We start from the raw sequence: 23,858 nt of genomic DNA on the forward strand, positions 1-23,858 counted from the left end.
GGTACGCCGTCGGCGCCACCCCTGAATCACCCGTACCGTCTGTCCCAACTGCAAAGTGGCGCCCGGCGCGGAGGGAGCGACAGGCGATTCTTCTCTCGCCGCCCGGTGCCCGGTGTCGCCGGAGTTCCCTCGGTACTCATGCGCCGCGCTCAGTGAGGAAGCGGCCCGGGGACGCTCCCGGCGATAAGTGTCCGGCATCGAGGCCGGGGTGATCAGAACCGGAAGTGCCCGGTCCATTCGAAGTGCGTCCACCGATTCGGCCAGCAGTTCGTATTCCGTGGTGTCGTCGCGGGTGGCGACACGAATGAGACGCCCGGCGGCCAGATGCTCCGCGACCATTTCCTGATGGGCGATGTCGTCGCGCCATGTCCGGAGCGTCGTCGGTACGTCCGGCACGCTCTCGGCCACCGGAGCGAGCGCCTCGGCCGGAAAATGATCGCTTTCCGGGCTGGGATCGAGCCGCTCGGCGATCCATGTCGCGCGATCTCGCAACCACCACAGTGCAAGTGCCAGAGTGGGAGCACGATAAGTGCCCAGGGGCACGCCGACACGCTGTCCGCCGCAGATTCCGTACGCGGTGACATGGCACAGGAATTCGTCATGCACGGCCGCTCTCCTTGCGCCGTTCTGTGGGGGCCGGATGGCCTGGGCCGCAATTGTTGGGCAGTGACGTCACGCGGTGCCGAAGGGCGATTTCCGGGAGAGAAGTGCGGTTGGCCTTTGGTCGCCCCAAATTACAATTATGGATGCCTTGTTGACGCGCTGTCACGACGCCATTTTGGCCAGAATGGCGTTTCGGTCCCGTGTTATGGCCGAAATCCACGGCCTGGGACGAGAAAGCGCATGATCCATGAAGGGTCCGACCCGGCGGAGGCCTTGGCCGGGCCTCGGCGCCGACCGCGCGCGGCCGGAGCGCTCGGGATGCCCGTCCGCGCTCCGAACCGGGACACACTCTGTATGTCCGTAGGATTATATAGCTGATGCGGTATGTTCGAGCCATGCCCATACCGTTCGAGGTCCTCGCAGAGCCGAACCGGCGGAAGATCCTCGACCTGCTCCTTGAGCGTCCGCACAGGGTCGGTGAACTCACGGAACGCCTCGGGCTGAGCCAGCCCGGCACCTCGAAGCATCTGCGAGTGCTGCGTGAGGCCGGACTCGTCCGCGTCCGGCAGGACGCTCAGCGCCGCTGGTACGAGCTGCGGCCGGAGCCTCTCGCGGAGCTCGACGCCTGGCTCACCCACTACCGGCATCTCTGGTCCGGCGCTCTCGACACGCTCGAACGGCATCTCGACGCGATGGAGGACGACTCCTCATGAACACGAACCCGCACGACGACACCCTGACCACCGCCGACGGCCGGACCGCGCTGCGGATGGAACGCAGGCTCGCGCATCCTCCCGAGAAGGTGTGGGCGGCGATCACCGATCCAGCCGGTCTCCGGCAGTGGTTTCCCTCCGAGGTGAGTGTCGAACTCGTACCGGGCGGCGCGATGGGCTTCCGCTTTCCCGGCGTCAGCGGGCCGGGGATGACCGGCACCGTGACCGGCGTCGACGAACCGCGCCTCTTCGCCTTCACCTGGGGCGCCGACCACTTGAGCTGGACCATCACGCCCGACGGCGAGGGTTCGCTGCTGACCCTGGTGCACACCTTCGACGATCTCCCGGGCGCCGCGAGCTTCGCCTCCGGCTGGCATCTGTGCGTCGCCGCGCTGGAACGGCTGCTGGACGGCGATCCGGTCCCGGCGGGCCGGGACACCGGCGAACTGCACGAGTCCTATGTACGCGAGTTCGGCCTGGGCCATGGCGTCGTCGACAGTGAGGCGGGCGTCAAACGGATCCGTCTGGAACGCCAGCTCGTGCGGCCGGCCGAGACGGTCTGGGAAGTGCTCTCGGCGGGCATCGAGCCGGTGGCGGGGCTGCCCGTCCCGGAGGGTTTCACCGCCGAGAAGGTCCCGGCCGGCCATGTCACCGAGGTCCGGGCGCCGAAATCACTCACCTACACGTGGGATCCCGACGCGGCGGTGAGCTGGGAGCTGGGCGAGGGCACGGGCCACGGAGCACGGCTCGTCGTCACCCAGACCGGACCGCCGGATGTCGACACGGACGCGGCCCTGGCCGCCTGGCGGACCCGGATCGAGCGGCTCGCGGCGGAGCTGCTCGACCAGTAGGCCCGGACGGAGCGGGCCCGGACGGCCGGCGGCGGAGAGGCCATGAGGCGCGTGACACGGGGCAGGCGGGGACGGGGAGGCCCGGCAACCGGCTTCCCGGTCCGTGCCACCCGCGTGAACGGAAGGTGGGAGCCCGCGTTAGGGTGCCTTGAATGTTCGCTCTCTTCTCTCCCCCCACATTTCTGCTAAGAGGCACATGCACGGCCCGAGGTTCCTCTCGGGAGGCGACATGACACAGATCACTGAGCGGTCGTCGCGAGTCGTACCGGCTGAGAAGACGGCCGAAGCGGCCGCGCCCGCGCCGCGGGCCAAGAAGCGGGACGCCTTCTTCGACAACGCCAAATATCTGGCGATCGTGCTGGTGGCCGTGGGCCACGCCTGGGAGCCTCTGCGAGACGGCAGCCGGGCGGTCTCCGCGCTCTATGTCGTCGTCTACGCCTTCCACATGCCGGCGTTCATCATCATCTCCGGCTACTTCTCGCGCGGTTTCGACTTCAGGCCCGACCGCGTGCGGCGTCTGATCACCGGCATCGCCGTGCCGTACATCCTGTTCGAGGTCGCCTACAGCCTCTTTCACCGATGGGCCGCGGACGACCCGTCCATGCCGGTCAGCCTGCTCGACCCGTGGTATCTGACCTGGTTCCTGCTCGCGCTCTTCGTCTGGCGGATGACGGCGCCGATCTGGCGTCTGGTGCGCCACCCCGTCCCGCTGGCCCTGGCGATCGCGGCGCTCGCCTCCGTCTCACCGGACATCGGGGACGATCTGGACCTCCAACGGGTCCTGCAGTTCCTGCCGTTCTTCGTGCTCGGACTACGGCTGAAGCCCGAGCACTTCCAGCTCGTCCGCCGCAGGGAAGTGCGCGTGCTGGCCGTGCCGGTCTTCGCCGCGACCGTTGTCTTCGCCTACTGGGCCGTCAGCCGGATGAACATGGCCTGGTTCTTTCACCGCGACAGCGCCCAGGAACTGGCAGCGCCCTGGTGGAGCGGGATTCTGATGACCTTCGCGCTCTTCGGCTGCTCCCTCGTGCTGACCGCGTGCTTCTTCGCCTGGGTCCCGGGACGTCGCATGTGGTTCACGGCGCTGGGCGCCGGCACGCTCTGCGGATATCTGCTGCACGGATTCCTCGCCCAGAGCGCGAGCACCTGGGACTGGTACGACGCCGACTGGCTGCACGGGCCTTCGGCCGCCGTCTTCGTCACGCTGGTCGCCGCCGTGGTCGTCACCCTGCTCTGCACGCCACCGGTCCAGCGGATCTTCCGCTTCGCTCTGGAACCCGAGATGGCCTGGGCGTTCAAGGCGGAGCCCGTCGGACGGCGCGGCGGAAGCTGACGCCGGGCACCGGGAAGTGACGCGGGGCGGTGGCCGACGGCCACCGCCCCGCACACCTGCCGGCGCCCGCTCAGCGGCCGGACCGGACGGACGGCGCTACTTGTCAGACCGGGCCTGGGCCGGCACTCCCGGCCCGCCGATCCGGTACTGCTCGGACTGCAGCGAGAACAACTTCCGGAACAGACCAGGGCCTTCATGGCCGTCCGCCATCAGCGAGGTGAAGTCGCCCGCCTCCACGAGACGTCCTCGGTCCAGCACATAGATCACATCGGCCGACCGGACGCTGTGCAGCCGGTGCGTGACGAGGATGACCGTCTGCCCGTCGCCGGCGAGTTCGCGGATCTGCTGGAACGCCGCGATCTCGGCCGCCGGATCCATGCTGCTGGTCGGCTCGTCACAGATCAGGACGGCGGCCCGCCGGTAGTACGCGCGCGCCAGGGCCAGCCGCTGCCACTGCCCGCCCGACAGATCCACTCCGCCCTCGTAGCCCTTCTCGCACAAGGTGTCCCAGCCGCGCGGGAGTTCACCGACGACCGTGTGCGCGTCGGCCAGGTCCGCCGCCGCCTCCAGACGCCCGAGGTCATGGATCTCGGACGGACGGCTGATGGCCACATTGGCGCGCGCCGTGAACGGCCACCGCTGGTAGTCCTGGAGCACCAGTGCCACCTGGTCGAAGACCTGGTCGCGGTCCAGCTCGCGCACATCGGTGCCGTCCCAGCGCACCTGTCCCTCCGACGGCAGATACAGGCCGGCGAGGAGCTTGCTGAGCGTGGTCTTGCCACTGCCGTTGACTCCGACGAGAGCCACGATCTGGCCCCGCCGGATGGTGAGGGACACCGCGTCGAGTGCCGGAGTCTCCCGCCCGGGATAGGTGAAGGAGACCCGGTCGAACTCGATCAGCGCCGGCGGTCCGGGCACCGGCTTGCCGCCGCTCGGAATGGCGCGCAGCAGCGCCTCGTCCCTGGCCTTGATCAGATCGGTCATGAACAGCGACTGCTCGTAGAGCTGGTGCATATGGGTGACCATGCGGCGCAGGCCCGCGGTGCCGTTGGTCAGCGCCAGCGCCGCCGTGGCGCCCGAGGCGAGCGGCATATGGCCATGGGTGAGCAGCCAGGCCAGCAGTCCGTACGTGACTCCCGCGGTCATCCCGGACAGCGCCGAGGTCACCAGGTCGGTGCGCGCTTCCCGGTGGGCCAACTGCGTCTGCTCCTCGGCCGCCTCGACTCCCATCCGGTCGAACTGCTCCAGCAGAAAGGGACCGGCCCCGTGCACCCGGAGTTCGGGTCCGGCCTTCTGCGAGATCAGCAGCCGGCGCAGCGCGCCCTGCTGCCGTACGTGCTCGATCCACACCTGGATCGATTCGTAGGTACGCCGTGCGGCCCTGACCGTGCCCCAGGCCTTGGGGACCACGACGGCGATCAGCAGAGGCAGCAGCACCGGATGCAGCACGGCCAGAACGCCGCTGACCGCGGTCAGCGCCATCAGCGACTCCACGACGCCCAGTGTGTGCTGGATCAGCCGGCGGGCCGCGGTCTGGCCGTGCTGACCCGAGTCAAGGATCTTGTGGAAGTCAGGCTGCTCCAGATGCTCCATCTCCACCCGGATCACCGGGGTGAGCATGGTCAGCGCGGCGACCCGCTCGACCTTCGGCTCCAGCCGGCCGGTGGCACCGAGAGAGACCGCGCGCAGCGTGGCGGTCACCGCGCCCGCGCCGCCCACCCAGAGCAGTGCGGGCAGCGCCTGCGCGATGCGCTCGGCGGTGGGGCCCGCCGTGAACAGACTGACCAGGACCCGGTTGGTGGCGAGCAGCCCGAAGACGGTCGACGCGGCCTGGCCGAGCTGCGCGAGCGCGACGACGATCAGCGCGACACGGTCGGCGCGCCAGGCCAGGGACACCGTGTGGCCGATGAGCCTCGGAACCTGACGCAGGATCGCCCAGAACGATGTCTGGAGGCGGGCGCCCTCATGGGTGGTCCAGCCCCAGGAACCTCTCAGACGGCCGCCGAAGAGAAGCTGCTCGGGCGGCGAGTTCTGGACGTACGGCTTCCGGCCGAAGCGGAACGGGTTCATGCCGCGGCACCGCCTTTTCCGTCAACCGGGCGTACGGTCACGGTGAGCGCCGCTCCGCCGCACTCGAACGCGGGATGTGCGCCGACGCGGCCAACGGGAGTGGGAACGGGATGCATGAGTCCTCCTGAGCTGACGACGACGTGTACAGGCGACCGGACAACGGACCTGATCAAGGGCGTGTAACGGGAGGCGAGGGACGAATCGTCGGACAGAGTTTCGAGTGAATCCCGTACTCCGTGCGGGCTCGGGCCGACCGGGAGTCATGCCGCGTTCGAATCACCCGCGAGGGGCTCGATCACTCGATCGGGGGATTGTGTTGCGGTCGTGAAGTCGTGGCCCCGGAGCGATTCGCGACGCACGAGGAACGGCGTCCCGGCGCCGGACGGAGAAGGTGGCCCGCTCCGCCGGACCCGGCGGTGGGCGATCGGTCGCTCCTTGCGAAGGCACATGATCGACTCGGGTCCGAGGCCGCAGCGCGCGGACTATTTCTTGAATGTTAAATGACGTGGCGTAGGCTGCCTCCGCGGCGGCAGCGCGTCGCGTGCCCGTCACCCGCGGCCCCGCACAAGGGAGAAGAACGCCGCCATGTCACACGCAGAACAGTCCCCGCTCGTCGTCCACTGGTCGAGGGCGGAGGACGCCCGCGACGGTACGCCGCTGCTCGTGGCGCTGCACGGCCGCGGGGCCGACGAGCGCTCCTTCTCCGGGATCGCTCCCTATCTGCCGCAGGACATCACCGTCGCCTTCGTGCGCGCGCCGATCGCGGAAGGCGACGGCTACGCCTGGTTCGCCAACCAGGGGATCGGGCGGCCCGTCACCGAATCCATCGCGGACAGCTCCGGCCGGCTCTTCGACTGGCTGGACACCGTCGCCGCCCGGCACAGCTCGGTCGGTCTGCTCGGCTTCTCCGGCGGTATGGCCATGGCGGGCGCGCTGCTGCTCGCGCGGCCGGAACGCTTCGCCTCGGCCGTCCTGCTCTCCGGAACCCTGCCCTGGGACGCCGGGCTGCCCACCGAGCCCGGCCGGCTGGCGGGCGTCCGGGTCCTCTGGGGACGCGACGCCGCCGATACGGTCATCCCGGCGGATCTGCTGACCCGCACCGGGCAGTGGCTGCGCGAGAAGTCCGGCGCGGAACTGGCCGAACGCACCTATCCCGCCCTGGGCCACGCGATCGGCGCCGAAGAACTCGACGACATCCGCGGATTCCTCACCGAAGCGAGCCGCTGACCCCGGGCGCCCGGAGAGACACACCGCTCCGGGCATACGATCTTGATGTAACCGATCGACACTTGGAGTGCCTTCCATGTCCACCGAACCCAGTCCGCAGAATGTCTCGTTCCCGAGCGCCGGGGCCACCGCGTACGGCTATCTCGCCGTACCGCCCTCGGGACACGGACCCGGCGTCATCGTCATCCAGGAATGGTGGGGCCTGACCTCGCACATCAAGGACATCGCCGACCGCTTCGCGCGGGCCGGTTTTGTCGCGCTCGCTCCGGACCTCTACGGCGGCCAGGTCGCGCACGACTCCGACGAGGCGCTGCGCATGATGTCCGAGCTGCCCACCGACCGAGGCACGGAGCTGCTGTCGGGCGCGGTCGGTTATCTCCTCGAACGGCCCGAGACGGACGGCGAGACGGTCGGGGCCGTCGGCTTCTGCATGGGCGGCGGATTCGTGCTCAGCCTTGCCGCCAAGGAGCAGCGGGTCTCCGCGGCGGTTCCGTTCTACGGAGTCATCAAGGACGGTATGCCCGACTTCTCGAACCTGAAGGCGGAGATCCTCGGCAACTACGGCGAGCTGGACCCCTCCGTGCCGCCCGAGTCCCTCGAAGAGCTCCGCACCACGATCGAGTCCCAGTCGGGCATCGTCCCGGTGTTCCATGTCTATCCCGGTGCCGGGCACGCCTTCTTCAACGACGACCGTCCCGAGGCGTACCACGCCGAATCGTCGACGGAGGCGTGGGAGCGCACGCTCGACTTCCTGCGCGCCCAGCTCACCAAGGCGAGCTGACCGGCCTCTCGCGCACGGCGGGCCGGCCCTCACACGGCGAGGCGGATGTTCCGCCCCGCCAGGTGACGGCCGGCCCGTCCCGGCGGAGCCCGGTTCCGAAAACCGGGCGCGAGGTGTCAGCGCCTGCGGCCCCGAGGCGCCCAGCCGGCCCCTATGCCGGCCACGTGCAGCGCGAGCAGGGCCAGTCCGAGAAGCATCAGACTCGTCGGCGCGAAGATGGTGTCGACCGCTGTCTCGGTGGCGTTGATGATGAATGCGATGACAAAGAGCACTGCTGCCGCGAAGCCCAACATCTGTCCACTCCTGGTGTCCGACGGCCGGCCACGGCTGAACGCGGTGGCCGTACCGTGAGGGCCTACCTCCCGGATCGTGCCGGGCTGACCCGAAGGCCCTGGCGGCCGGGTGCCCGCTGGAACCCGGATCAGTCGTGCCGGTACGAGCCACCCGTGCCGGCGGCGATCAGGAGAGCGCCGCTCCCTGCCACAGCAGCAGCGCGACATCCACCGCCGCGACGAGGACCGCCGCGGCGAACGGCACCCTCGGACGATGACGCCCCGTCAGCGATCCGCCGATCCCGGCGACCAGCGCCACGGCCACGGCGACGCCTCCGACCGCGCCCGGCCGGCCGGCCGCCAGCAGGACCGTGGCCGCCACCAGGGGAGCCGGCAGCAGCAGCCGTACCGCGCCCGGTCCCAGCCGCTGCGGCCACCCGCGCACCCCGGTCGCCAGATCGGCTTCGATGTCCGGCAGCACATTGCCGAGATGCGCGCCGACCCCCACCAGCGCGGCCGCGGTGACGATCCACCAGGCCGGCCACGGCCGTCCCGGCAGACCGAGCGTGACAAAGGCGGGCAATGCCGCGAAGCCGATCGCGTAAGGCAGCCAGGACAGCCTCGTCGACTTGAGCCGGACGTTGTACGCCCACGCCGCCGCCACGCCCACGAGATGAACCGTCCCGGCGAGCAGGCCGTACGCCAGGGACAGCGGCACGCACAGGGCCAGCGCGACCAGGGCCGCCGTCGCCACGGCCCGTGCGTCCACAGCCCCGGCCACCACCGGCTTGGCGCCGCGTCCGGCCGCGATGTCACGCGCCGCGTCGACGGCGTCGTTGCTCCAGCCGACCGACAACTGTCCCGTCAGTACGGCGGCGATCGCCAGCACACCACCCGACAGGTCCTGCCCGGCCGCCACCACGAGCCCGGCGACCAGCAGGGTCACCGCGGCCGTCGGCCCCGGGTGACACGCTCCCAGCAGAGCGACCGCCCGTCGCGGCCACGGTCCTGGCGCCGCGCCGCGCGGTGCTCCGTCGGCTGCCTCTGCCCGGTCGATGGCGTCCACGCGCACATCGTAGGTGCCGAGGAGCGCGTCGTGGCCGCGCCCGCCCGGACGGCGAACCGTCCGGCCTCGCCCGTGCGGCGGTCGGCGCGGGGCCGTACAGGCGACTTCGCGTGTGATGTGACGGTGCCGGGGCAGGGATTGCACGTCCATCGTTCCCGACTTCGGACCGTAGATGACACGCATCGCAGGCGTCCATGGAGCCCTCGCTCCGCACCGGTACAGCCAACACGACGTCACCGACATGGTCGCCAGGACCTGTCTGCCGGACGGCGCCGACCGCCGGCTCCTGGACCGGCTGCACCGCGGCGCGCGTGTGGACACGCGCCACACGGCACTGCCTCTGGAGCGGTACGGCGACTTCAAGGACTTCGGCGCGGTCAACGACGCCTTCATCGAGGCGGCCGTACCTCTCGGCGCCGAGACCGTCAGCGGTGCGCTGGACACGGCGGGTCTGTCCCCGCGCGACGTGGACCTCCTGATGTTCACCTCGGTGACCGGCATCGCCGCACCGTCCGTGGACGCGCGGCTGGTGGGACGGCTCGGTCTGCGTCCCGACGTCAAGAGAGTGCCGATGTTCGGCCTGGGCTGTGTCGCGGGAGCGGCGGGAATCGCCCGGATACATGACTATCTGCTGGGACGGCCCGACGATGTGGCCGTCCTCCTCTCGGTCGAACTGTGCTCGCTCACCTTCCAGCGTGACGATGTCTCACCGGCCAATCTCGTCGCCACCGCGCTCTTCGGCGACGGCGCGGCGGCCGTCGTGGCCTGCGGTGCCCGGCGCCGCGCCGAAGGGCCCGTCGTCATCGACACGCGCAGCCATCTCTACCCGGACACCGAAGAGGCGATGGGCTGGGACATCGGCGGCTCCGGCTTCCGCATCGTCCTGGACGCGAGCGTCCCGGATCTCGTACGGAAGAATCTCGCCGCGAACGTCGACGGCTTTCTCGCCGACCACGGCCTCACCCGCGAGGACATCACCGCGTGGGTGTGCCATCCCGGCGGGCCCAAGGTGCTGGAAGCCGTCGAGGAAGTCCTCGATCTGCCCGACGGCGCGCTCGACGTCACCTGGCGCTCGCTGGCGGCGGTGGGAAATCTGTCCTCGTCGTCCATCCTGCATGTCCTGCGTGACACCCTGGCCGAGCGACGGCCACCGGCCGGCACGCCGGGACTGCTGCTCGCCATGGGCCCCGGCTTCTGCTCCGAGCTTGTCCTGGTCCGCTGGTAGAGGGGTACGGCGAGACATGATCTGGTACACGGTGCTGGTCCTGGCGGTCGGTGCGGAGCGCGTCGCCGAACTGGCCGTCGCCCGGCGCAACACGCGCTGGAGCCTGGCGCGCGGGGCCGTCGAGCGCGGGCAGGGCCACTACCCGCCAATGGTCGCCCTGCACACCGGGCTGCTCCTCGGCTGTCTCGCCGAAGTATGGCTGGCCGACCGGGCGTTCGAGCCGGTGCTCGGCTGGACGATGTTCGCCGTCGTGGTGGCCGCGCAGGGGCTGCGCTGGTGGTGCATCCGCACGCTGGGGCCGCGCTGGAACACCCGGGTACTGGTCGTGCCCGGCCTCCCGCTGGTGACGGGCGGTCCGTACCGCCTGCTGCGGCATCCGAACTACGTCGCGGTGGTGGCCGAGGGCCTCGCGCTGCCCCTGGTGCACGGCGCCTGGCTGACCGCGCTGCTGTTCACCGCTCTCAACGCGGCGCTGCTGACCGTCCGGATACGGTGCGAGAACCGCGCCCTCGCTCCGGGATTCGCCGCGGGCGGCGCCGAGCCGGGCAGCGCCGGCGTCCGCCCGTGATCGACCTGCTGGTCGTGGGCGGCGGGCCCGCGGGTCTCGCCACGGCCGTCCACGCCGCGCTGGCCGGCCTGGAGGCGGTGGTGATCGAACCGCGTACCACCCCCGTCGACAAGGCATGCGGCGAAGGCGTGATGCCCAGCGGTGTACGCGCGCTGTCCGCACTCGGCCTCGACGTCCCTCCCGGCCACGCGCTGCGCGGTATCCGTTATGTGCGCGGACTCCACCGCGCGCAGGCTCCGTTCGACGACGGACCCGGGCTCGGCGTACGCCGTACCGAACTGCACGCGGCGCTGGCCCGGCGAGCCGAGGAGACCGGCGTCAGGATCGTGACCGGCCGGGTCGGCGAGGTGGAGCAGGACGACGACTCCGTGACGGCGGGCGGACTGCGGGCGCGCTGGCTGGTGGCCGCGGACGGGCTGCGTTCACCCGTACGGCACCGTCTCGGCCTGGATCTGCCCGACCGGCGGCCCCGGCGCTACGGCCAGCGCCGGCATTACCACGTGAAGCCCTGGACCGACTTCGTGGAGGTGCACTGGTCGGCGGCGGGAGAGGCGTATGTGACACCGGTGGCCGGCGATCTGGTGGGGGTGGCCGTGCTGAGCACGGTCAGGCGCGGCTACGACGACCATCTCGCCGGCTTTCCTGAGCTGCTGGCACGGCTGGAGGGACCACCGGCCAACGCCGTGCGCGGCGCGGGCCCGCTGCGGCAGCGGGTGCGCCGCCGCAGCGCGGGCCGCGTGCTGCTCGTGGGTGACGCCGCGGGTTATGTCGACGCGCTCACCGGTGAGGGCATCGCGCTGGCACTGGCCTCGGCGGAGGCGGCCGTGGGATGCCTGCGGGCGGGACGGCCGCAGGACTACGAGGGCCGATGGCGGAAGCTGACCCGGCGCCACCGGCTGCTGACGGAAGGGCTGCTGCGGGTCAGCGGGCACGCGGCCGGAGCCCGCCTGATCGTCCCGGCGGCGGCCCGGATGCCGTCGGTCTTCGCGGCGGCGGTCCGCGCTCTCCAGTGACGGTGGTACGGCGCGGCGCCTCCGGGCGGACAGGGCGCCGCTCGCCGGGTCAGGGCGAGAGGCCGGCCGACGAGTCCGTCGCCGGCGTCATCGCGCCCGAGGTCTCCGGCAGCACATGCGCGATGTAGTCCTCGATCGTCGTCTCAAGACCGACGTCGTGTCCCGCGCGCTCCGACAGATACCAGCGGTGCTCCAGCACCTCGTGGTAGATCTGCGCCGCGTCCATCTCGCCGCGCAGCTCCAGCGGCACGGCCCGTACGGTCGGCCGGAAGACATCGCGGACCCAGCGGTGCGCGAGCACCTCTGGCCGGGCTCCCAGCGGGTCGCCGGGAGCGTAGTCGTCCTCACCGGCCATCCAGCTCTCCAGGTCGTTGAGCAGGCGCCGCGCCTGGTTCTCCTCGGCGTCCAGGCCGGTCAGCCGCAGGAGCTGGCGCTGGTGGTGGCCCGCGTCCACCACCTTCGGCAGAAAGGTCACGGTGTCGCCCACCGGCGACCGCTCGATCTGCATCTCGGCCACGTCGAAGCCCAGATCGTTGAGCCGCCGGATCCGCCGGTCGATGTAGTGCCGCTTGTCCACCGGATACACCGACTCGCGGGTCAGCTCGTGCCAGAGGTCCTCGTAGCGCTGGACGATCGCGGCTCCGAACGGCACCGGGTCGACGGACGGATGCAGCGCACCGGACGCCTCCAGGTCCATCAGCTCGCCGGCGATGTTCACCCGGGCCAGCTCGATGTCGTAGTCGCGCTGGCCACGGCTGAGACTCCGCTGGATCTGACCGGTCTCCGCGTCCACCAGATACGCGGCGTACGCCCCGGCGTCCCGCCGGAACAGCGCGTTGGACAGCGAGCAGTCGCCCCAGGCGAAACCGGCGAGATGCAGTCGTACCAGCAGCACCGCCAGCGCGTCCATCAGCCGCTTGACGGTGGTGGGCCGCATCGTCGACTCGAACATCGAGCGGTACGGCAGGGACCCCTTGAGATGACGGGTGATCAGCGCCGACTCCAGCGGATTGCCGTCCGTGTCCACGCGGCCGGTCACCACCGCCACCGGGTCGACGGCGGGAATGCCCAGCCGGTGCAGATCACGCAGCAGCCCGAACTCATGGACCGCGCCGCGCTCCGTCACCTCCTTGACCGCCACCACCTCGGGCCCGGCGGACGCGAAGCGCACCACATGGCGTGAGATACCGCGCGGCAGCGCCACCAGGCATTCCGGCGGCCACTGGTCGAGCGGAGTGTTCCACGGCAGGTCCAGCAGCACGGCCGGCTGCTCCGGATTGGTCGCGCTGATCTGCAGCGCCATCGTGCCTCCCACGGCGGTCGTCGGGCGGGGACCGGACCGGAACCGCCCAGAACAGTGTGCCGGGTCGCACCCGCCGCACCGCGCCGGGGGACGCCTGTGCCGGGCGGGCCCGGGTCTCTTCGGGCGCCGATGGGGTGCACAGGCGTTTACCCTGTGGGGTGAACGCCTGTGCACCCCTGTCAGACACTCACCGTACGGAGAGAGATGTCCGGAGCGATATCCAAGGCCGCCGAAGCCCCGCATCCCCGTTTCATGGTCGCCGTCCTGGCGTTCTGCGGAGTGGTGGTGGCCGTCATGCAGACGCTGGTCGTACCACTCCTGCCGCATGTCCCGGCACTGACCGGCGCCACTCCCACCGCCGCGAGCTGGCTGGTCACCGTGACGCTGCTCACCGGAGCCATCTGCACGCCCGTGCTCGGGCGGGTCGGCGACATGTACGGCAAACGCAGGGTGCTCCTCTGCTCTCTCGGCGTGCTGGTCGCCGGGTCCGTACTGTGCGCCGTCAGTTCCCACATCGCGGTCCTCATCGCGGGCCGCGCCCTGCAGGGCGCGGCGCTGGCCGTCGTGCCGCTGGGCATCAGCATCATGCGGGACGAACTGCCTCCCGAGCGCGTACTGCCCTCCGTCGCGCTGATGAGCTCGACGCTGGGCATCGGCGCGGCCGTCGGACTGCCCGTCGCCGCTCTTGTCGTCGAGCACTACGACTGGCACACCATGTTCTGGGCGTCGGCCGGGCTCGGCCTGCTCGACATCGCGCTGGTACTGCTCCGCGTCCCCGAATCGCCGCTGCGCACCCGCGGCCGTTTCGACGCGCTGGGCGCGCTGGGCCTCTCCGCGGCCCTGGTCTGCCTGCTGCTGGCGGTCACCCAGGGCGGCGACTGGGGCTGGACGTCCGCGCGGACCCTCGGCCTGCTTGTCCTCGCCGTGGTGATCGGACTGGTCTGGGGTTTCCACGAGCTGCGCGTCACCACTCCCATGGTCGATCTGCGGGTGTCCGCGCGGCCCGCGGTACTGCTGACCAATCTCGCCGCTCTGCTGATCGGCTTCGCCTTCTACGCCAACTCCCTGTCCACCGCCCAGATGGTCCAGGAGCCCCAGGACACCGGCTACGGTCTGGGCGCGTCCATCGTGGTCAGCGGACTGTGCCTGCTGCCCGGCGGACTGTCGATGGTCGCGCTGTCGCCGGTGTCCGCGAGGATCTCCGCCACGTACGGCCCCAAGACCGCTCTGGCACTCGCCTCCGCCATCCTCGCCGTGGGCTACGGAGTGCGCTTCTTCACCAGCCACCAGCTCTGGACGATCATCCTCGGCGCCACCGTGGTCGCCTCCGGCACCGCCATCGCCTACTCCGCGCTGCCCGCCCTGGTCATGCGCGCCGTGCCGGTCACCGAGACGGGCGCGGCCAACGGCCTCAACACCCTGATGCGCTCCGTCGGACAGGCCTTCTGCAGCGCGGCCGTCGCGGCCGTCCTCGCCAATGTCACCTTCCAGGTCGGCGGCCGTACGGCACCCACGCTCCACGCCTATCTGCTGGTCTTCCTCATCGCCGGCGGCGCGGCACTCCTCGCGCTGGCCGTCACCCTCTGCCTGCCGCGTCAGCGGGCCCTGCCCACCGGTAACGTCGGACAGGACCGTACGGCGGGACAGGACGGACGTCCGTCGACGTCGCTCGCCCAGGAGGGCACATGAACGGGCAGGTCAGCAACGGTACGGCCGTCGCCGACGCGGGCACCGGCCGGGAGGCGATCCTGCGCGCCGCGCGCCGCGCGTTCGCCTTCCGTCCCTACGCCGAAGTGACCATGCGGGGCATCGCCGCGGACGCCGGTGTGAGCGCCTCTCTCATCGTCAAGCACTTCGGCACCAAGGAAGGGCTGTTCAACACCATCGCCGACTTCGGCCCCGCCGCCGACCAGCTCCTCGCGGCGCCGCTGGACACCCTCGGCCGGCACCTCGTGCTGACGCTGGTGCGCCACCGCCGCGCGCAGCAGGGCGACCCGCTGCTGCGTGTCGTGTTCTCCCTGGGCAACGACGACGAACGCACGCTGCTGCGCGAACGCTTCCGCGAACAGGTCACCGAACGGCTGGCCGCGCTGCTGCCCGGCCACGACCGCACACTGCGGGCCGAGCTGATCGCCGGCCAGCTCCTCGGCCTGGGAGCCACCCTCAGCCTGCACCGCTCGGGCGCCGGGGCACTGGCCACGCCCGAGCGGCTCGCGGATCTGTACGCTCCCGCGCTCCAGCGCCTGGTGACCGGCTGAACGCCCGGCGCGTGACCATTACCGCCGGGTGTCAGCGGCTCAGCAGCAGCTCCGTGTTGCGGTCCGTGGACACACCGGCGGGAGCGGTGGTGGAGCCCGGCGCGTTGTGCGACAACTCCCGGTAGAGCGCGGCCAGTCCGGTCTGCGAGAGATCCTCGAAATCGGTCCGGTGCGGCGCGGCCGACTCGATCAGAGTGGTGAACAGGGACAGAGTGCCGTCACCGTTGTCGGTGATCTCGATGACCCGCGCGAGCTGCGGGAAGTCGATGTGCGACGCGGTGGAGATCTCCCAGAACGTGCCGTGCGGGAGGATCGAGTTGCGGTGGCTGTGGCCGTTGACCCAGGCCAGCACATTGCGGTTCCGCTTGAGCAGCGCGACCACCTCGTCACCGTTGTGCCGGGCCTGACCGGGGTGGGCGGGGTCGGGATGGGTGTTGGTCATCGTCCAGCTGTTGTGGTGGCTGAAGACCACGACGTAACCGTCGCGGAGCTCCTTCAGCTTCCGCTTCAGCCAGTTGAGCTGAGTCGTGTCGAGCGAGCCGGTGAAGTGCCCGGCGCGGTCCGTGGTGTCGAGGCTGATGCCGGTGATGTTCTTTCCCATGGGAAAGGTGTAGTAGAGCGTGTCGCTGTCGAGATTGGCGGCGGTGTAGCCATGGCCGACCGGCCCGGCCCCGGCGCGCGCCGGGTCGAGGTGCGCCGTCACATACTCGCGCGGCCCGAACGGCGCCCGGCTCGGGTCAGGAGTGATCGAGCGCATCCGGCGCGTCGAGTGCCGCAGCAGATCGACCAGTTCACCGCCCGCCGGGTTGCTGCCCTTCGAGAGGATCTTCACCAGGGCCTTGGCGTCCGCGTCGGGTACGCCGTACAGCTTCCGCGCGCCGACGGCGAACTCCGCCAGGAAACCGCTCCGGTCGGCGATGGCACCGCTGGCCAGGCTGTCGTGGTTTCCCACGGTCGAATACCACGGGATCCGCAGGCCAGGACTGTTGACCGAACTGATCGCGGCGGCCAGGAATCCGTCGATCCTGGGGTAGCCGAGGTGTTTGTCGGTGTCGCGGAGGGCGTCCTCGGGGTGCCAGAACAGACGCTCGTCGGAGTTCTGCACACCTTCGTAGAGCCGGCTGTCACCGGTGTTGGGAGAGATACGGCCACCGCTCATCACCGCGAGGAACCAGTCCAGTTCCGACCGGGAGTTGTTGTCGGTGTTGTCTCCGGTCGTCACGGCGAAGGACAGCGGCGCCCCGGTCGCGGGCCCGGCCGTCAGAGCGTTGATCTGCTCGATCAGGGCCACCGCTCCCGGCACGGTGAGGGCCTCCTGCGGCCGCCATCCGGAGAGCTGCTGCGAGCGCAGATACTCGGTGCGGACCGGGTGCTGGACATCCACCAGGTGCAGATCGGTGAGCTGGACGAAGGAGCTGAGCACCGTGCGCCGGCTGTCGCGGCCGGCCCTGGGCGTGGCGAGCTGCTCGCGTACGAGCCTGCGCCAGCCGGGACCGTCGTCGAGCCGCCGGAACGCCACCGAGGTGTCGCGCGGCGCGGCGACCGACTCCAGAGTCGTACGCGCCGGGACGGTGCGTGTGGGCTGGGCCGGCGTACGAGGACGGGGGACCGCCGGTGCGATGGTCGCCCCGGGCGCGGCCACGGCCTCTCCGGAACCGCCACCAGCACCGAGCGCCAGTCCGATTCCCGCCGAAATGCCGACCGCTCCCGTCGCGGTGAGAAACGAACGGCGGTCGACAGCGGTGACTGCGGAACGTATGCGTTTCATGGTGCGTTCTCCCGAGTGCGAGCGCATCAGCGAGCGCGCCGGGGGACGGCCCCCTGGCTACCTCCTGATGGTTGACACCCGGCGTGGCCTGTGCGTGAACGACATTCCAACTGCCGGCGCCCATCACCACACAGGGATCACCGCGTCGGAGAACCGTCGCACGCCTCTCGTCCGCCCGACCGGAATCGGTCACTCTGTGTTCACCGGAGAGGGAAGCGGCCCCTCGGTCCACACCGTCACCGGCCGGTGCGCCTCCCGGACGGCGGTACCCGGCCGATGGCCTTGCGCCAATGGCCGAGCCATTTTGTTAGATGTGTTGACGAATTGATGGGGGTGCGCCAGCATCGCAGCACTTTCCGCAGAGCCGACCGCATCCGCCAAGGCCCGTACAGGGAGAGCGACGCATGTCGACCCGTACCGCACCGCTGTCCGTACACAACCCGGGAACAGGTGAACGTCTCGGTGAAGTCGAGGACTTCACCTCGGAACGATTAACCGGGGCCCTCGCGGCCGCGGTGCGCGGGCAGCGCGCCATGGCCGCGCTGCCCGCCCATGAACGCGCCCAACTGCTCCTGCGCACAGCCGACTTGATCGAAGCCGAGGCCGAGAGCCTGGCCCGGCTGCTCGCCGCGGAGAACGGCAAACCCCTCTTCCAGACCGTCGAGGAGGTCAGAGCGGCCGTACGGATCTTCCGGGGCTTCGCCGGCGAGGCGACCCGGCTGTTCGGACGGCAGATCCCACTGGGCGCCGTCCCGGGCCTGGAGCGCCACCTCGCCGTCACCGTCCGGGAGCCACTGGGCCCGGTCGCCGCGCTGGTGCCCTTCAACTACCCGGTCGAGCTGTACGCCCACAAGGCCGCCGCCGCACTCGCCGCGGGCAACGCCGTCCTCGTCCACCCGCCGGTACGCTGCCCGCTCACCCTGGTGCGCATCGGTGAACTGGTCGAACGAGCGGGAGCACCCGAGGGCGCCCACCAACTGCTCACCGGTGGCGTCCACGTCTCCCAGGAGCTGGCCGCCCGCCCCGGCGCCGCCGCCGTCAGCCTCACCGGCAGTACGTTCGCGGGACGGGAGATCGCCCGCCGCGCGGCCGACACCCTGAAGAAGGTGCACCTGGAACTCGGCGGCAACGACGCGCTGATCGTCTGTGACGACGCCGATGTGGAAGAGGCCGCGCGGGCCGTCGTCCTCGGCCGGCTCGCCCGCGGCAACGGCCAGATCTGCTGCGCGGTGAAGCGGGTGTACGTCCAGGACGGAGTGCACGACGCCTTTGTGGACGCACTGCTCGCCGGCGCCGCCAAACTGACCGTCGGCGACCAGCTCGCGGACGGCACCGATGTGGGGCCGCTGATCAGCGAAGAGGCCGCGGAGCGGGTCGAGGCCGCGGTCGCCGCGCTGATCGCGGACGGCGCCCGCAAGGCGCTCGGCGGAGCCCGGCACGGCGCCTTCAGCGATCCCGCCGTCCTGGTCGACGTGCCGCCGGACAGCCCGGCGCTCGCCGAGGAGATCTTCGGCCCGGTGGCGCCCGTCGCCCGGTTCACCGATCCGCTGGACGCCGTACGGATGGCCAACGAGTCCCCGTACGGACTTCAGGCGGCCGTCTTCACCCGCGACATCCAGCGCGCCTTCGCTCTCGCCAACCGGCTCGACGTCGGCGGTGTGATCATCAATGGCTCCACCGCGCTGCGCGCCGAGAACCTGCCCTTCGGCGGTCCCGGCGACACCGGCGGCTCCGCGGAGGGCCTGCACGACACGGCTCTGGAGTTCACCCGGCAGAAGACCATCGTGGTGATGGAGGCGTTCGGGTGAGCGGTACGACCCGGACGGCTCTGGAGTTCCGCGGCGTGCGCAAGGCGTACGGTCCCACCGAGGTCCTGCACGGCGTGGACCTCACCGGCCGGGCCGGTGAGGTGCTCGCCGTGGTCGGCGCCAACGGGGCCGGCAAGTCCACGCTGATCAAGATCCTGGCGGGCGCCGAGCCGATGAGCGCCGGTGAGCTGTGGCTCGACGGCCGGCGCGTCGAGCTGCGCTCACCGCACGACGCCCATGTCCACGGCATCCGTACCGTGCACCAGGAACTGACTCTCGTCCCGGAGCTTTCCGTCACCGAGAACCTCCTCATGGGCCACTTCCCGCGGCGGTTCGGCGGGCTCATCGACTGGCGCGCGGCCCACGCCCGCGCCCGCGATCTGCTGGACTCCATCGGCTACGGCGCCATCGACCCGCGCACCAAGGCGGGCCGGCTCACCGTCGCCAGACAGCAGATGGTGGAGATCGCCAAGGCCCTGGTCACCGAGGGCGGCGAGCCGAAGGTACTCGTCCTCGACGAGCCGTCCGCCGTACTCGCCGGCAGCGATCTGGAGGCGCTCTTCGCGCTGATCCGCCGACTGCGGGAGCGCGGTGTGCTCATCGTGTACGTCTCGCACCGCCTGGCCGAGGTGACCGAACTGGCCACCTCGATTGTGGTGATCAAGGACGGCCGGGTGGTCGCCGAGACGGCGCCCGACCGCACCGACGAGAACGAACTCATCCGGCTGATGGCGGGCCGGGGACCGGGACAGCTCTATCCCGCCCGGCGCCGGGACACCGGCGAGCCGCTGCTCACCGTCGCCGGACTGAGCCGGCCCGGCGAGTTCCGGGACATCTCCTTCACCTTGCGGGCCGGCGAGATCACCGGTCTGTTCGGACTGGTCGGATCGGGCCGGAGCGAGCTGGCGCGCTGCGTCTTCGGAGCCGAGCCCGCACGCTCCGGAAGCGTCAGAGCGGCCGGCGGCGACGCCGAGCGCTTCCGCACTCCGCGCGAGGCGATCGCCGCCGGACTCGCCCTGGTCACCGAGGACCGCAAGCGCACCGGACTGGTCCTCGGACTGACCACCGCGGAGAACATCGGCCTCACCACGCTCCGCACCACCACCCGGGGACCACTGCTGGACATGGGCAGACGACGGCGTGATGTCGCGGCCATGGTCGAGCGGCTGGACATCCGTCCGGCGCACTCCGCGAAGCTTCCCGTACGCGCCCTCAGCGGCGGCAACCAGCAGAAGGCCGTGCTCGCCAAGTGGCTGCTCACCGGGGCGCGGGTGCTTCTTCTCGACGAGCCCACCCGAGGTGTGGACATGGCCACCCGCGCCGAGATCTACCGGATGCTCGATGAACTCGCCCGCGGCGGAATGGCCGTACTGCTCATCTCCTCGGACCTCACCGAGGTGCTGGGAGCCACCGACCGGGTGCTGGTGATGCACGAGGGGCGTATCACCGCGGACCTCTCTTCGGACCGTACGACCGAGGACACCGTCCTCGCCCACGCGATCGGACACGCCGCATGACCGAACAGCTCACCAAGGCCGCGGAGCAAGGGAATGCGGGCGAGCCCGGCGCGTCGCGCCGGCGGCTGCCCAGGCTGATCGTGGCCGGGCGCGATCTGACCGTGGAGGCCGGGCTCGCCGCGCTGCTGATCGCCTTCGTCGCGGTCGCCGGGTCGACCACCGACGCCTTCCTCACCGAGGGCAACATCACCAATCTGCTCAAACAGATGGTCACCACGGGCCTGCTGGCCTTCGGGATGCTCACCGTGATTCTCACCGGCGGCATCGATCTCTCGGTCGGCTCGGTGGTCGCCTTCTCCGGCATCCTGGCCGCCGGACTGTCGGCGGGACTGCCCGTGCCGCTCGCGATGCTGATCGGTCTGGCCTCCGGGATGGCCTTCGGACTTGTCAACGGCGCGCTGGTGGCACGCTTCGGGCTGGCGCCGTTCGTGGTGACGCTGGCCGCGCTCACCACCATCCGGGGCCTGGCCTTCGTCTACTCGGAGACACCTGTCGCGCCGGAGAAGGAGGGCTTCTTCGAGCTCGGCTCGGCCGCGCTCGGACCGCTGCCCGTCTCCACGCTGATCATGCTGGTGGTCTTTCTGGCGGGCGGCGTCTTTCTCAGCCGTACTCCGTCGGGCCGGTCGCTGGTGGCGATCGGCGGCAGCGCGGAGACGGTGCGCCTGGCGGGCATCGGCGTCCGCCGCCATATCGTGCTCGCCTACACGGTCAGCGGCGCCTGCGCGGGACTCGCCGGTGTCATCCTCGCCAGCCGGGTCGGTATCGCCCAGCCCAGCGTGGGCACCGCCTTCGAGCTTGACGCGATCGCGGCCTGTGTGATCGGCGGGGCCAGTCTGGCCGGCGGCAAGGGATCCGTACGGGCCACTTTCGCCGGAGTACTCGTGCTCGCGCTGATCAACAACCTGCTGAACCTCTACGACGTGCAGAGCTTCTGGCAGCAGGTGCTCAAGGGCCTGATCATCGTCGCCGTCATCCTCGTCCAGCGCACCGGTCTGTCCCGTCCGGCCGGCGCACCGAACCCCGGAAAGGCATAGTTGTCATGATCATGAAGAGAGCATCGGGTGTGCTGGTGGCCGGAGTCCTCACCGCGGCCCTCGCCGGCTGCTCCTCCGACGGCGGCGGCGAGGGCGACGGCTCGTACACCGTCGGCATCGCCAACTTCACGCTCAGCGGGCCCTATTTCAACGGTATGGACCGGGCCATCAAGGCGCAGGCGGAGAAGAAGGGCGTCGAGATCGTCAGTACGGACGCGGGCGGCGACGCGGCCAAGCTCGCCTCCAATGTCGAGGACCTGCTGAGCAAGGACGTCGACGCCGTGATCGTCTCGGGCGGCCCGCTGGAGTCCGCGCCGGCGGTCCTCAACTCCATCAAGGCGGCGGACAAGCCGGCCGTGCTGGTCGACCGTAAATTCCGCAGCGGCACGTACAGCAGTTGGATCGGCCCGGACAACGAGGCGATCGGCAAGCAGAACGGCGAATTCCTGGTGCAGCGGCTTCCCGAGGGCGGCACCGTCGCCCTCGTCAAGGGCGGCCCCGCCGACAACAGCATCGGCCAGGCCCGTACGAACGGAGTGAAGGCCGCGCTGGAGAAGGCACCCGGCATCAAGCTCGTCGAAGCTCCTGACTTCGGCAACTGGAGTTCCGACGGCGGACTCACCGTGATGGAGAGCCTGCTCGCCTCCCACGCCGACATCGACGCCGTCTTCTGCGAGAACGACGCCATGTGCCTGGGCGCCCAGCGCGCGATCAAGGACGCGGGACGCGACGACAAGATCGTGCTGGCGGGCGTCGACGGACAGGCGGAGGCGCTCAAGGCCATCCTGGACGGCACCAACTACCTGGTCACGGGCCTCAACGACGCCGATGTGATCGGCAGCCTCGGACTGGACAGGACCGTGGACATCCTCGACGGCAAGAAGACCGAGAAGGACACGGTCGTCCCCTCGCCACGTGTCACCAAGGAGAACGCGGAGAAGTACTACGACCCGGAGGGCAACTTCTGATGACCCGCACCCCCATGAGCCGCACCCGTGCGCGGCTGCGGAGAAAACACCACTACGCGCTGGCGGCCCTCGTCTGCGGCGCACTCGTCGCACCGCTCTCGCTCGGCACCGCGTCCGCGGCTCCGGACGACCGGCCGGCGGCCAAGAAGCCGAAGGCACCGGCCTGGCGGTTACTGCACTCCGAGAACTTCGCCAAGCCGCTCGACCCCGGCCGCACGCCCTGGACACGCGAGACATACAGCCGGCCGTTCGACACGATCATGGACGACAACGGCGCGTGGTACCGCAACGACTACGGGCCCGCCTGGGACACCGCGTTCAACTCCTTCGCCACCTACCGCAAGGAGTTCAAGGTCGGCGACGGCGGCTGGCTCACCGCCTCACTGTCGGCCCGGGACTGGAACAAGGACGGCCGGATCGAGAAGGCGCCGTCCATCACCAACGGCAAGGCGGGCGGCAAGACCGTCGCCGAGCTCAAGGTCCCCGACCACACCGGCGGCGCCATCTTCCGCCCCACAAGGCAGCTCCCCGACCAGTACCGTGTCGAATACCGGCTCAAGACCCTCGACTTCGGCGGAAAACGTAACGGGACCATCGACTACGACAACCGGATCAACGGCTACAGCAAGGACGGCTGCAAGACCCAGCATCCTTGGGGCGAGGGCTCCAACAGTCCGGGCTGGGAGGGTGACGCCTCGGCGCCGTACTGTGAGTGGCAGGACGTACGCGAAGGCGACTACGGATACAACGGCTTCCACTATCTGTCGATCGTCGACTTCGCGAACCCGGCGCCGCGCAACAACCACTTCTGGCACTACCGCCGCAAGGTGCTCATGGACTCCTTCGCCCAGCACCCCGACCGCGTCGGGACCGGCACCGGCGGGCGGGTCTGCGACTCGGGCACGAACACGTACTACAACTACCGGGACAGCAGCTTCAACACGGTCAACATGTGGATCAGCGGCCTGCCCAACTGGACCCCGGGCAAGGGCGGCCTGGCGGGCAACTCGCAATGGTTCATGACCAGTTGCTCAGGCGGCGTGGCCGAGCAGCAGCTCTCCTCGGCGGCCGAGCTCCAGCCGGAACTGATGCCGGGCCAGGACTACGTGTTCGCCATCGAGCGCGACGCCACCGGCTACACGCTCGAAGCCAGCGGCAACTTCGCCCGCGCCGGCCAGAAGACCCTCCGCTTCCACCGGAACTTCGTCGTCGGCAACGACCCGATCTGGCACTACAACGTCAAACCGGGCGAGTACGACGGCCGCTTCAACAACACGCTCGTCCAGAACGACAACAACGGCAGCGCGCAGTGGCCCGACCAGTGGCCGGCGGGTTCGGCGTACCCGGACTCCTTCGTGATCGGCGACCTGTACACCAACGTGTACGAGGGAAGCGCGAGCCTGACGGACATCAAGCTGTACGTCCCCAAGAAGTAACGGGTCGCCGTCCGGCGGGGGTTGCGGGTGTTGGTGGCGGGGGGTGG

The 23,858-nt window shown here is 70.3% G+C and carries 20 protein-coding genes and 1 pseudogene; 15 read left to right on the plus strand and 6 right to left on the minus strand.

The genetic code is table 11. From position 1 onward, the window contains the following. Positions 1-198 precede the first annotated feature (198 nt). Positions 199-606 (minus strand): annotated as a pseudogene (locus tag PV679_RS17580) (hypothetical protein); the annotation flags it as partial. Between the two features lie 392 nt (positions 607-998). Between PV679_RS17580 and PV679_RS17585 the strand changes: the two are divergent. From PV679_RS17585 to PV679_RS17595, 3 genes are all read left to right on the plus strand, one after another. Beyond that, positions 999-1,316 carry a metalloregulator ArsR/SmtB family transcription factor gene (locus PV679_RS17585; protein WP_319681220.1) on the plus strand — a complete coding sequence of 106 codons (318 nt, stop codon included), beginning with the start codon at positions 999-1,001 and terminating at the stop codon, positions 1,314-1,316. Beyond that, on the plus strand, positions 1,313-2,167 hold the full coding sequence (locus tag PV679_RS17590; protein WP_319681221.1) for an SRPBCC family protein: 855 nt from the start codon (positions 1,313-1,315) through the stop codon (positions 2,165-2,167). Before PV679_RS17585 ends, PV679_RS17590 begins: the two co-directional genes overlap by 4 nt. 229 nt (positions 2,168-2,396) lie before the next feature. After that, complete coding sequence (locus PV679_RS17595) at positions 2,397-3,497, plus strand: acyltransferase family protein (protein ID WP_319681222.1); 1,101 nt, start codon at positions 2,397-2,399, stop codon at positions 3,495-3,497. Between the two features lie 96 nt (positions 3,498-3,593). Here the strand turns inward: PV679_RS17595 and PV679_RS17600 are convergent, their stop codons facing one another. Further along, the gene (locus tag PV679_RS17600; RefSeq protein WP_319681223.1) at positions 3,594-5,567 is read right to left on the minus strand and encodes an ABC transporter ATP-binding protein; all 1,974 of its coding nucleotides are present in this window, start codon (positions 5,565-5,567) and stop codon (positions 3,594-3,596) included. Between the two features lie 585 nt (positions 5,568-6,152). On the opposite strand from PV679_RS17600, the gene PV679_RS17605 reads away from it, so the two are divergent. Together PV679_RS17605 and PV679_RS17610 are read left to right on the plus strand one after the other, a co-directional pair. Continuing rightward, on the plus strand, positions 6,153-6,794 hold the full coding sequence (locus PV679_RS17605; protein ID WP_319681224.1) for a phospholipase: 642 nt from the start codon (positions 6,153-6,155) through the stop codon (positions 6,792-6,794). A gap of 76 nt (positions 6,795-6,870) precedes the next feature. Next, positions 6,871-7,575 carry a dienelactone hydrolase family protein gene (locus PV679_RS17610; RefSeq protein WP_319681225.1) on the plus strand — a complete coding sequence of 235 codons (705 nt, stop codon included), beginning with the start codon at positions 6,871-6,873 and terminating at the stop codon, positions 7,573-7,575. A gap of 116 nt (positions 7,576-7,691) precedes the next feature. Here PV679_RS17610 and PV679_RS17615 read toward each other — a convergent pair whose 3' ends face one another. Both PV679_RS17615 and PV679_RS17620 read right to left on the minus strand, forming a co-directional pair. Beyond that, on the minus strand, positions 7,692-7,868 hold the full coding sequence (locus tag PV679_RS17615) for a hypothetical protein (RefSeq protein ID WP_319681226.1): 177 nt from the start codon (positions 7,866-7,868) through the stop codon (positions 7,692-7,694). A 166-nt stretch (positions 7,869-8,034) separates the two neighbouring features. After that, positions 8,035-8,913, minus strand: coding sequence for a UbiA family prenyltransferase (locus tag PV679_RS17620; protein ID WP_319681227.1), 879 nt, complete (start codon positions 8,911-8,913; stop codon positions 8,035-8,037). A 172-nt stretch (positions 8,914-9,085) separates the two neighbouring features. Between PV679_RS17620 and PV679_RS17625 the strand changes: the two genes are divergently transcribed. The 3 genes from PV679_RS17625 to PV679_RS17635 are packed head-to-tail and all read left to right on the plus strand — an operon-like array spanning position 9,086 to position 11,719. Further along, positions 9,086-10,138 carry a type III polyketide synthase gene (locus PV679_RS17625; RefSeq protein WP_319681228.1) on the plus strand — a complete coding sequence of 351 codons (1,053 nt, stop codon included), beginning with the start codon at positions 9,086-9,088 and terminating at the stop codon, positions 10,136-10,138. Positions 10,139-10,154: 16 nt separating this feature from the next. After that, a complete protein-coding gene (locus tag PV679_RS17630) occupies positions 10,155-10,706 on the plus strand; it encodes an isoprenylcysteine carboxyl methyltransferase family protein (protein ID WP_319681229.1) in 552 nt (183 codons plus the stop codon). Then, complete coding sequence (locus PV679_RS17635) at positions 10,703-11,719, plus strand: NAD(P)/FAD-dependent oxidoreductase (RefSeq protein WP_319681230.1); 1,017 nt, start codon at positions 10,703-10,705, stop codon at positions 11,717-11,719. The genes PV679_RS17630 and PV679_RS17635 overlap by 4 nt, the downstream gene beginning before the upstream one ends. Positions 11,720-11,768: 49 nt before the next feature. Here the strand turns inward: PV679_RS17635 and PV679_RS17640 are convergent, their stop codons facing one another. Beyond that, complete coding sequence (locus PV679_RS17640) at positions 11,769-13,022, minus strand: DUF4032 domain-containing protein (protein ID WP_319681231.1); 1,254 nt, start codon at positions 13,020-13,022, stop codon at positions 11,769-11,771. A gap of 204 nt (positions 13,023-13,226) precedes the next feature. On the opposite strand from PV679_RS17640, the gene PV679_RS17645 reads away from it, so the two are divergent. Both PV679_RS17645 and PV679_RS17650 read left to right on the plus strand, forming a co-directional pair. Next, on the plus strand, positions 13,227-14,711 hold the full coding sequence (locus PV679_RS17645; protein WP_319681232.1) for an MFS transporter: 1,485 nt from the start codon (positions 13,227-13,229) through the stop codon (positions 14,709-14,711). Next, complete coding sequence (locus tag PV679_RS17650) at positions 14,708-15,280, plus strand: TetR family transcriptional regulator (RefSeq protein ID WP_319681233.1); 573 nt, start codon at positions 14,708-14,710, stop codon at positions 15,278-15,280. The genes PV679_RS17645 and PV679_RS17650 overlap by 4 nt, the downstream gene beginning before the upstream one ends. A 31-nt stretch (positions 15,281-15,311) precedes the next feature. On the opposite strand, the gene PV679_RS17655 is transcribed toward PV679_RS17650, so the two are convergent. Then, positions 15,312-17,048, minus strand: coding sequence for a TIGR03767 family metallophosphoesterase (locus tag PV679_RS17655; RefSeq protein ID WP_319681234.1), 1,737 nt, complete (start codon positions 17,046-17,048; stop codon positions 15,312-15,314). Positions 17,049-17,452: 404 nt separating this feature from the next. On the opposite strand from PV679_RS17655, the gene PV679_RS17660 reads away from it, so the two are divergent. From PV679_RS17660 to PV679_RS17680, 5 genes are read left to right on the plus strand one after another with little or no spacing between them, the layout of a single operon-like run. After that, complete coding sequence (locus PV679_RS17660; RefSeq protein ID WP_319681235.1) at positions 17,453-18,856, plus strand: aldehyde dehydrogenase family protein; 1,404 nt, start codon at positions 17,453-17,455, stop codon at positions 18,854-18,856. Beyond that, entirely contained in the window at positions 18,853-20,373 is a 1,521-nt protein-coding gene (locus PV679_RS17665; RefSeq protein ID WP_319681236.1) for a sugar ABC transporter ATP-binding protein, read from the plus strand. The genes PV679_RS17660 and PV679_RS17665 overlap by 4 nt, the downstream gene beginning before the upstream one ends. Beyond that, complete coding sequence (locus PV679_RS17670) at positions 20,370-21,407, plus strand: ABC transporter permease (RefSeq protein ID WP_319681237.1); 1,038 nt, start codon at positions 20,370-20,372, stop codon at positions 21,405-21,407. Before PV679_RS17665 ends, PV679_RS17670 begins: the two co-directional genes overlap by 4 nt. An 11-nt stretch (positions 21,408-21,418) precedes the next feature. Beyond that, entirely contained in the window at positions 21,419-22,375 is a 957-nt protein-coding gene (locus PV679_RS17675; RefSeq protein ID WP_319681238.1) for a substrate-binding domain-containing protein, read from the plus strand. Further along, the gene (locus PV679_RS17680; RefSeq protein ID WP_319681239.1) at positions 22,375-23,811 is read left to right on the plus strand and encodes a mucin-5B; all 1,437 of its coding nucleotides are present in this window, start codon (positions 22,375-22,377) and stop codon (positions 23,809-23,811) included. The genes PV679_RS17675 and PV679_RS17680 overlap by 1 nt, the downstream gene beginning before the upstream one ends. The last annotated feature ends 47 nt before the right edge of the window (positions 23,812-23,858 follow it).

It is taken from the genome of Streptomyces sp. AK02-01A, from assembly GCF_033795305.1.
Taxonomy (GTDB): Bacteria; Actinomycetota; Actinomycetes; order Streptomycetales; family Streptomycetaceae; genus Streptomyces.

Bases quoted from the DNA above. Each gene is read 5' to 3' on its own strand.
- PV679_RS17610 (WP_319681225.1), top strand. From the start codon at position 6,871: ATGTCCACCGAACCCAGTCCGCAGAATGTCTCGTTCCCGAGCGCCGGG.
- PV679_RS17660 (WP_319681235.1), top strand. From the start codon at position 17,453: ATGTCGACCCGTACCGCACCGCTGTCCGTACACAACCCGGGAACAGGT.
- PV679_RS17590 (WP_319681221.1), top strand. From the start codon at position 1,313: ATGAACACGAACCCGCACGACGACACCCTGACCACCGCCGACGGCCGG.
- PV679_RS17680 (WP_319681239.1), top strand. From the start codon at position 22,375: ATGACCCGCACCCCCATGAGCCGCACCCGTGCGCGGCTGCGGAGAAAA.
- PV679_RS17600 (WP_319681223.1), bottom strand. From the start codon at position 5,567: ATGAACCCGTTCCGCTTCGGCCGGAAGCCGTACGTCCAGAACTCGCCG.
- PV679_RS17605 (WP_319681224.1), top strand. From the start codon at position 6,153: ATGTCACACGCAGAACAGTCCCCGCTCGTCGTCCACTGGTCGAGGGCG.
- PV679_RS17670 (WP_319681237.1), top strand. From the start codon at position 20,370: ATGACCGAACAGCTCACCAAGGCCGCGGAGCAAGGGAATGCGGGCGAG.
- PV679_RS17585 (WP_319681220.1), top strand. From the start codon at position 999: ATGCCCATACCGTTCGAGGTCCTCGCAGAGCCGAACCGGCGGAAGATC.
- PV679_RS17615 (WP_319681226.1), bottom strand. From the start codon at position 7,868: ATGTTGGGCTTCGCGGCAGCAGTGCTCTTTGTCATCGCATTCATCATC.
- PV679_RS17675 (WP_319681238.1), top strand. From the start codon at position 21,419: ATGAAGAGAGCATCGGGTGTGCTGGTGGCCGGAGTCCTCACCGCGGCC.
- PV679_RS17640 (WP_319681231.1), bottom strand. From the start codon at position 13,022: ATGGCGCTGCAGATCAGCGCGACCAATCCGGAGCAGCCGGCCGTGCTG.
- PV679_RS17655 (WP_319681234.1), bottom strand. From the start codon at position 17,048: ATGAAACGCATACGTTCCGCAGTCACCGCTGTCGACCGCCGTTCGTTT.
- PV679_RS17630 (WP_319681229.1), top strand. From the start codon at position 10,155: ATGATCTGGTACACGGTGCTGGTCCTGGCGGTCGGTGCGGAGCGCGTC.
- PV679_RS17645 (WP_319681232.1), top strand. From the start codon at position 13,227: ATGTCCGGAGCGATATCCAAGGCCGCCGAAGCCCCGCATCCCCGTTTC.
- PV679_RS17595 (WP_319681222.1), top strand. From the start codon at position 2,397: ATGACACAGATCACTGAGCGGTCGTCGCGAGTCGTACCGGCTGAGAAG.
- PV679_RS17650 (WP_319681233.1), top strand. From the start codon at position 14,708: ATGAACGGGCAGGTCAGCAACGGTACGGCCGTCGCCGACGCGGGCACC.
- PV679_RS17625 (WP_319681228.1), top strand. From the start codon at position 9,086: ATGACACGCATCGCAGGCGTCCATGGAGCCCTCGCTCCGCACCGGTAC.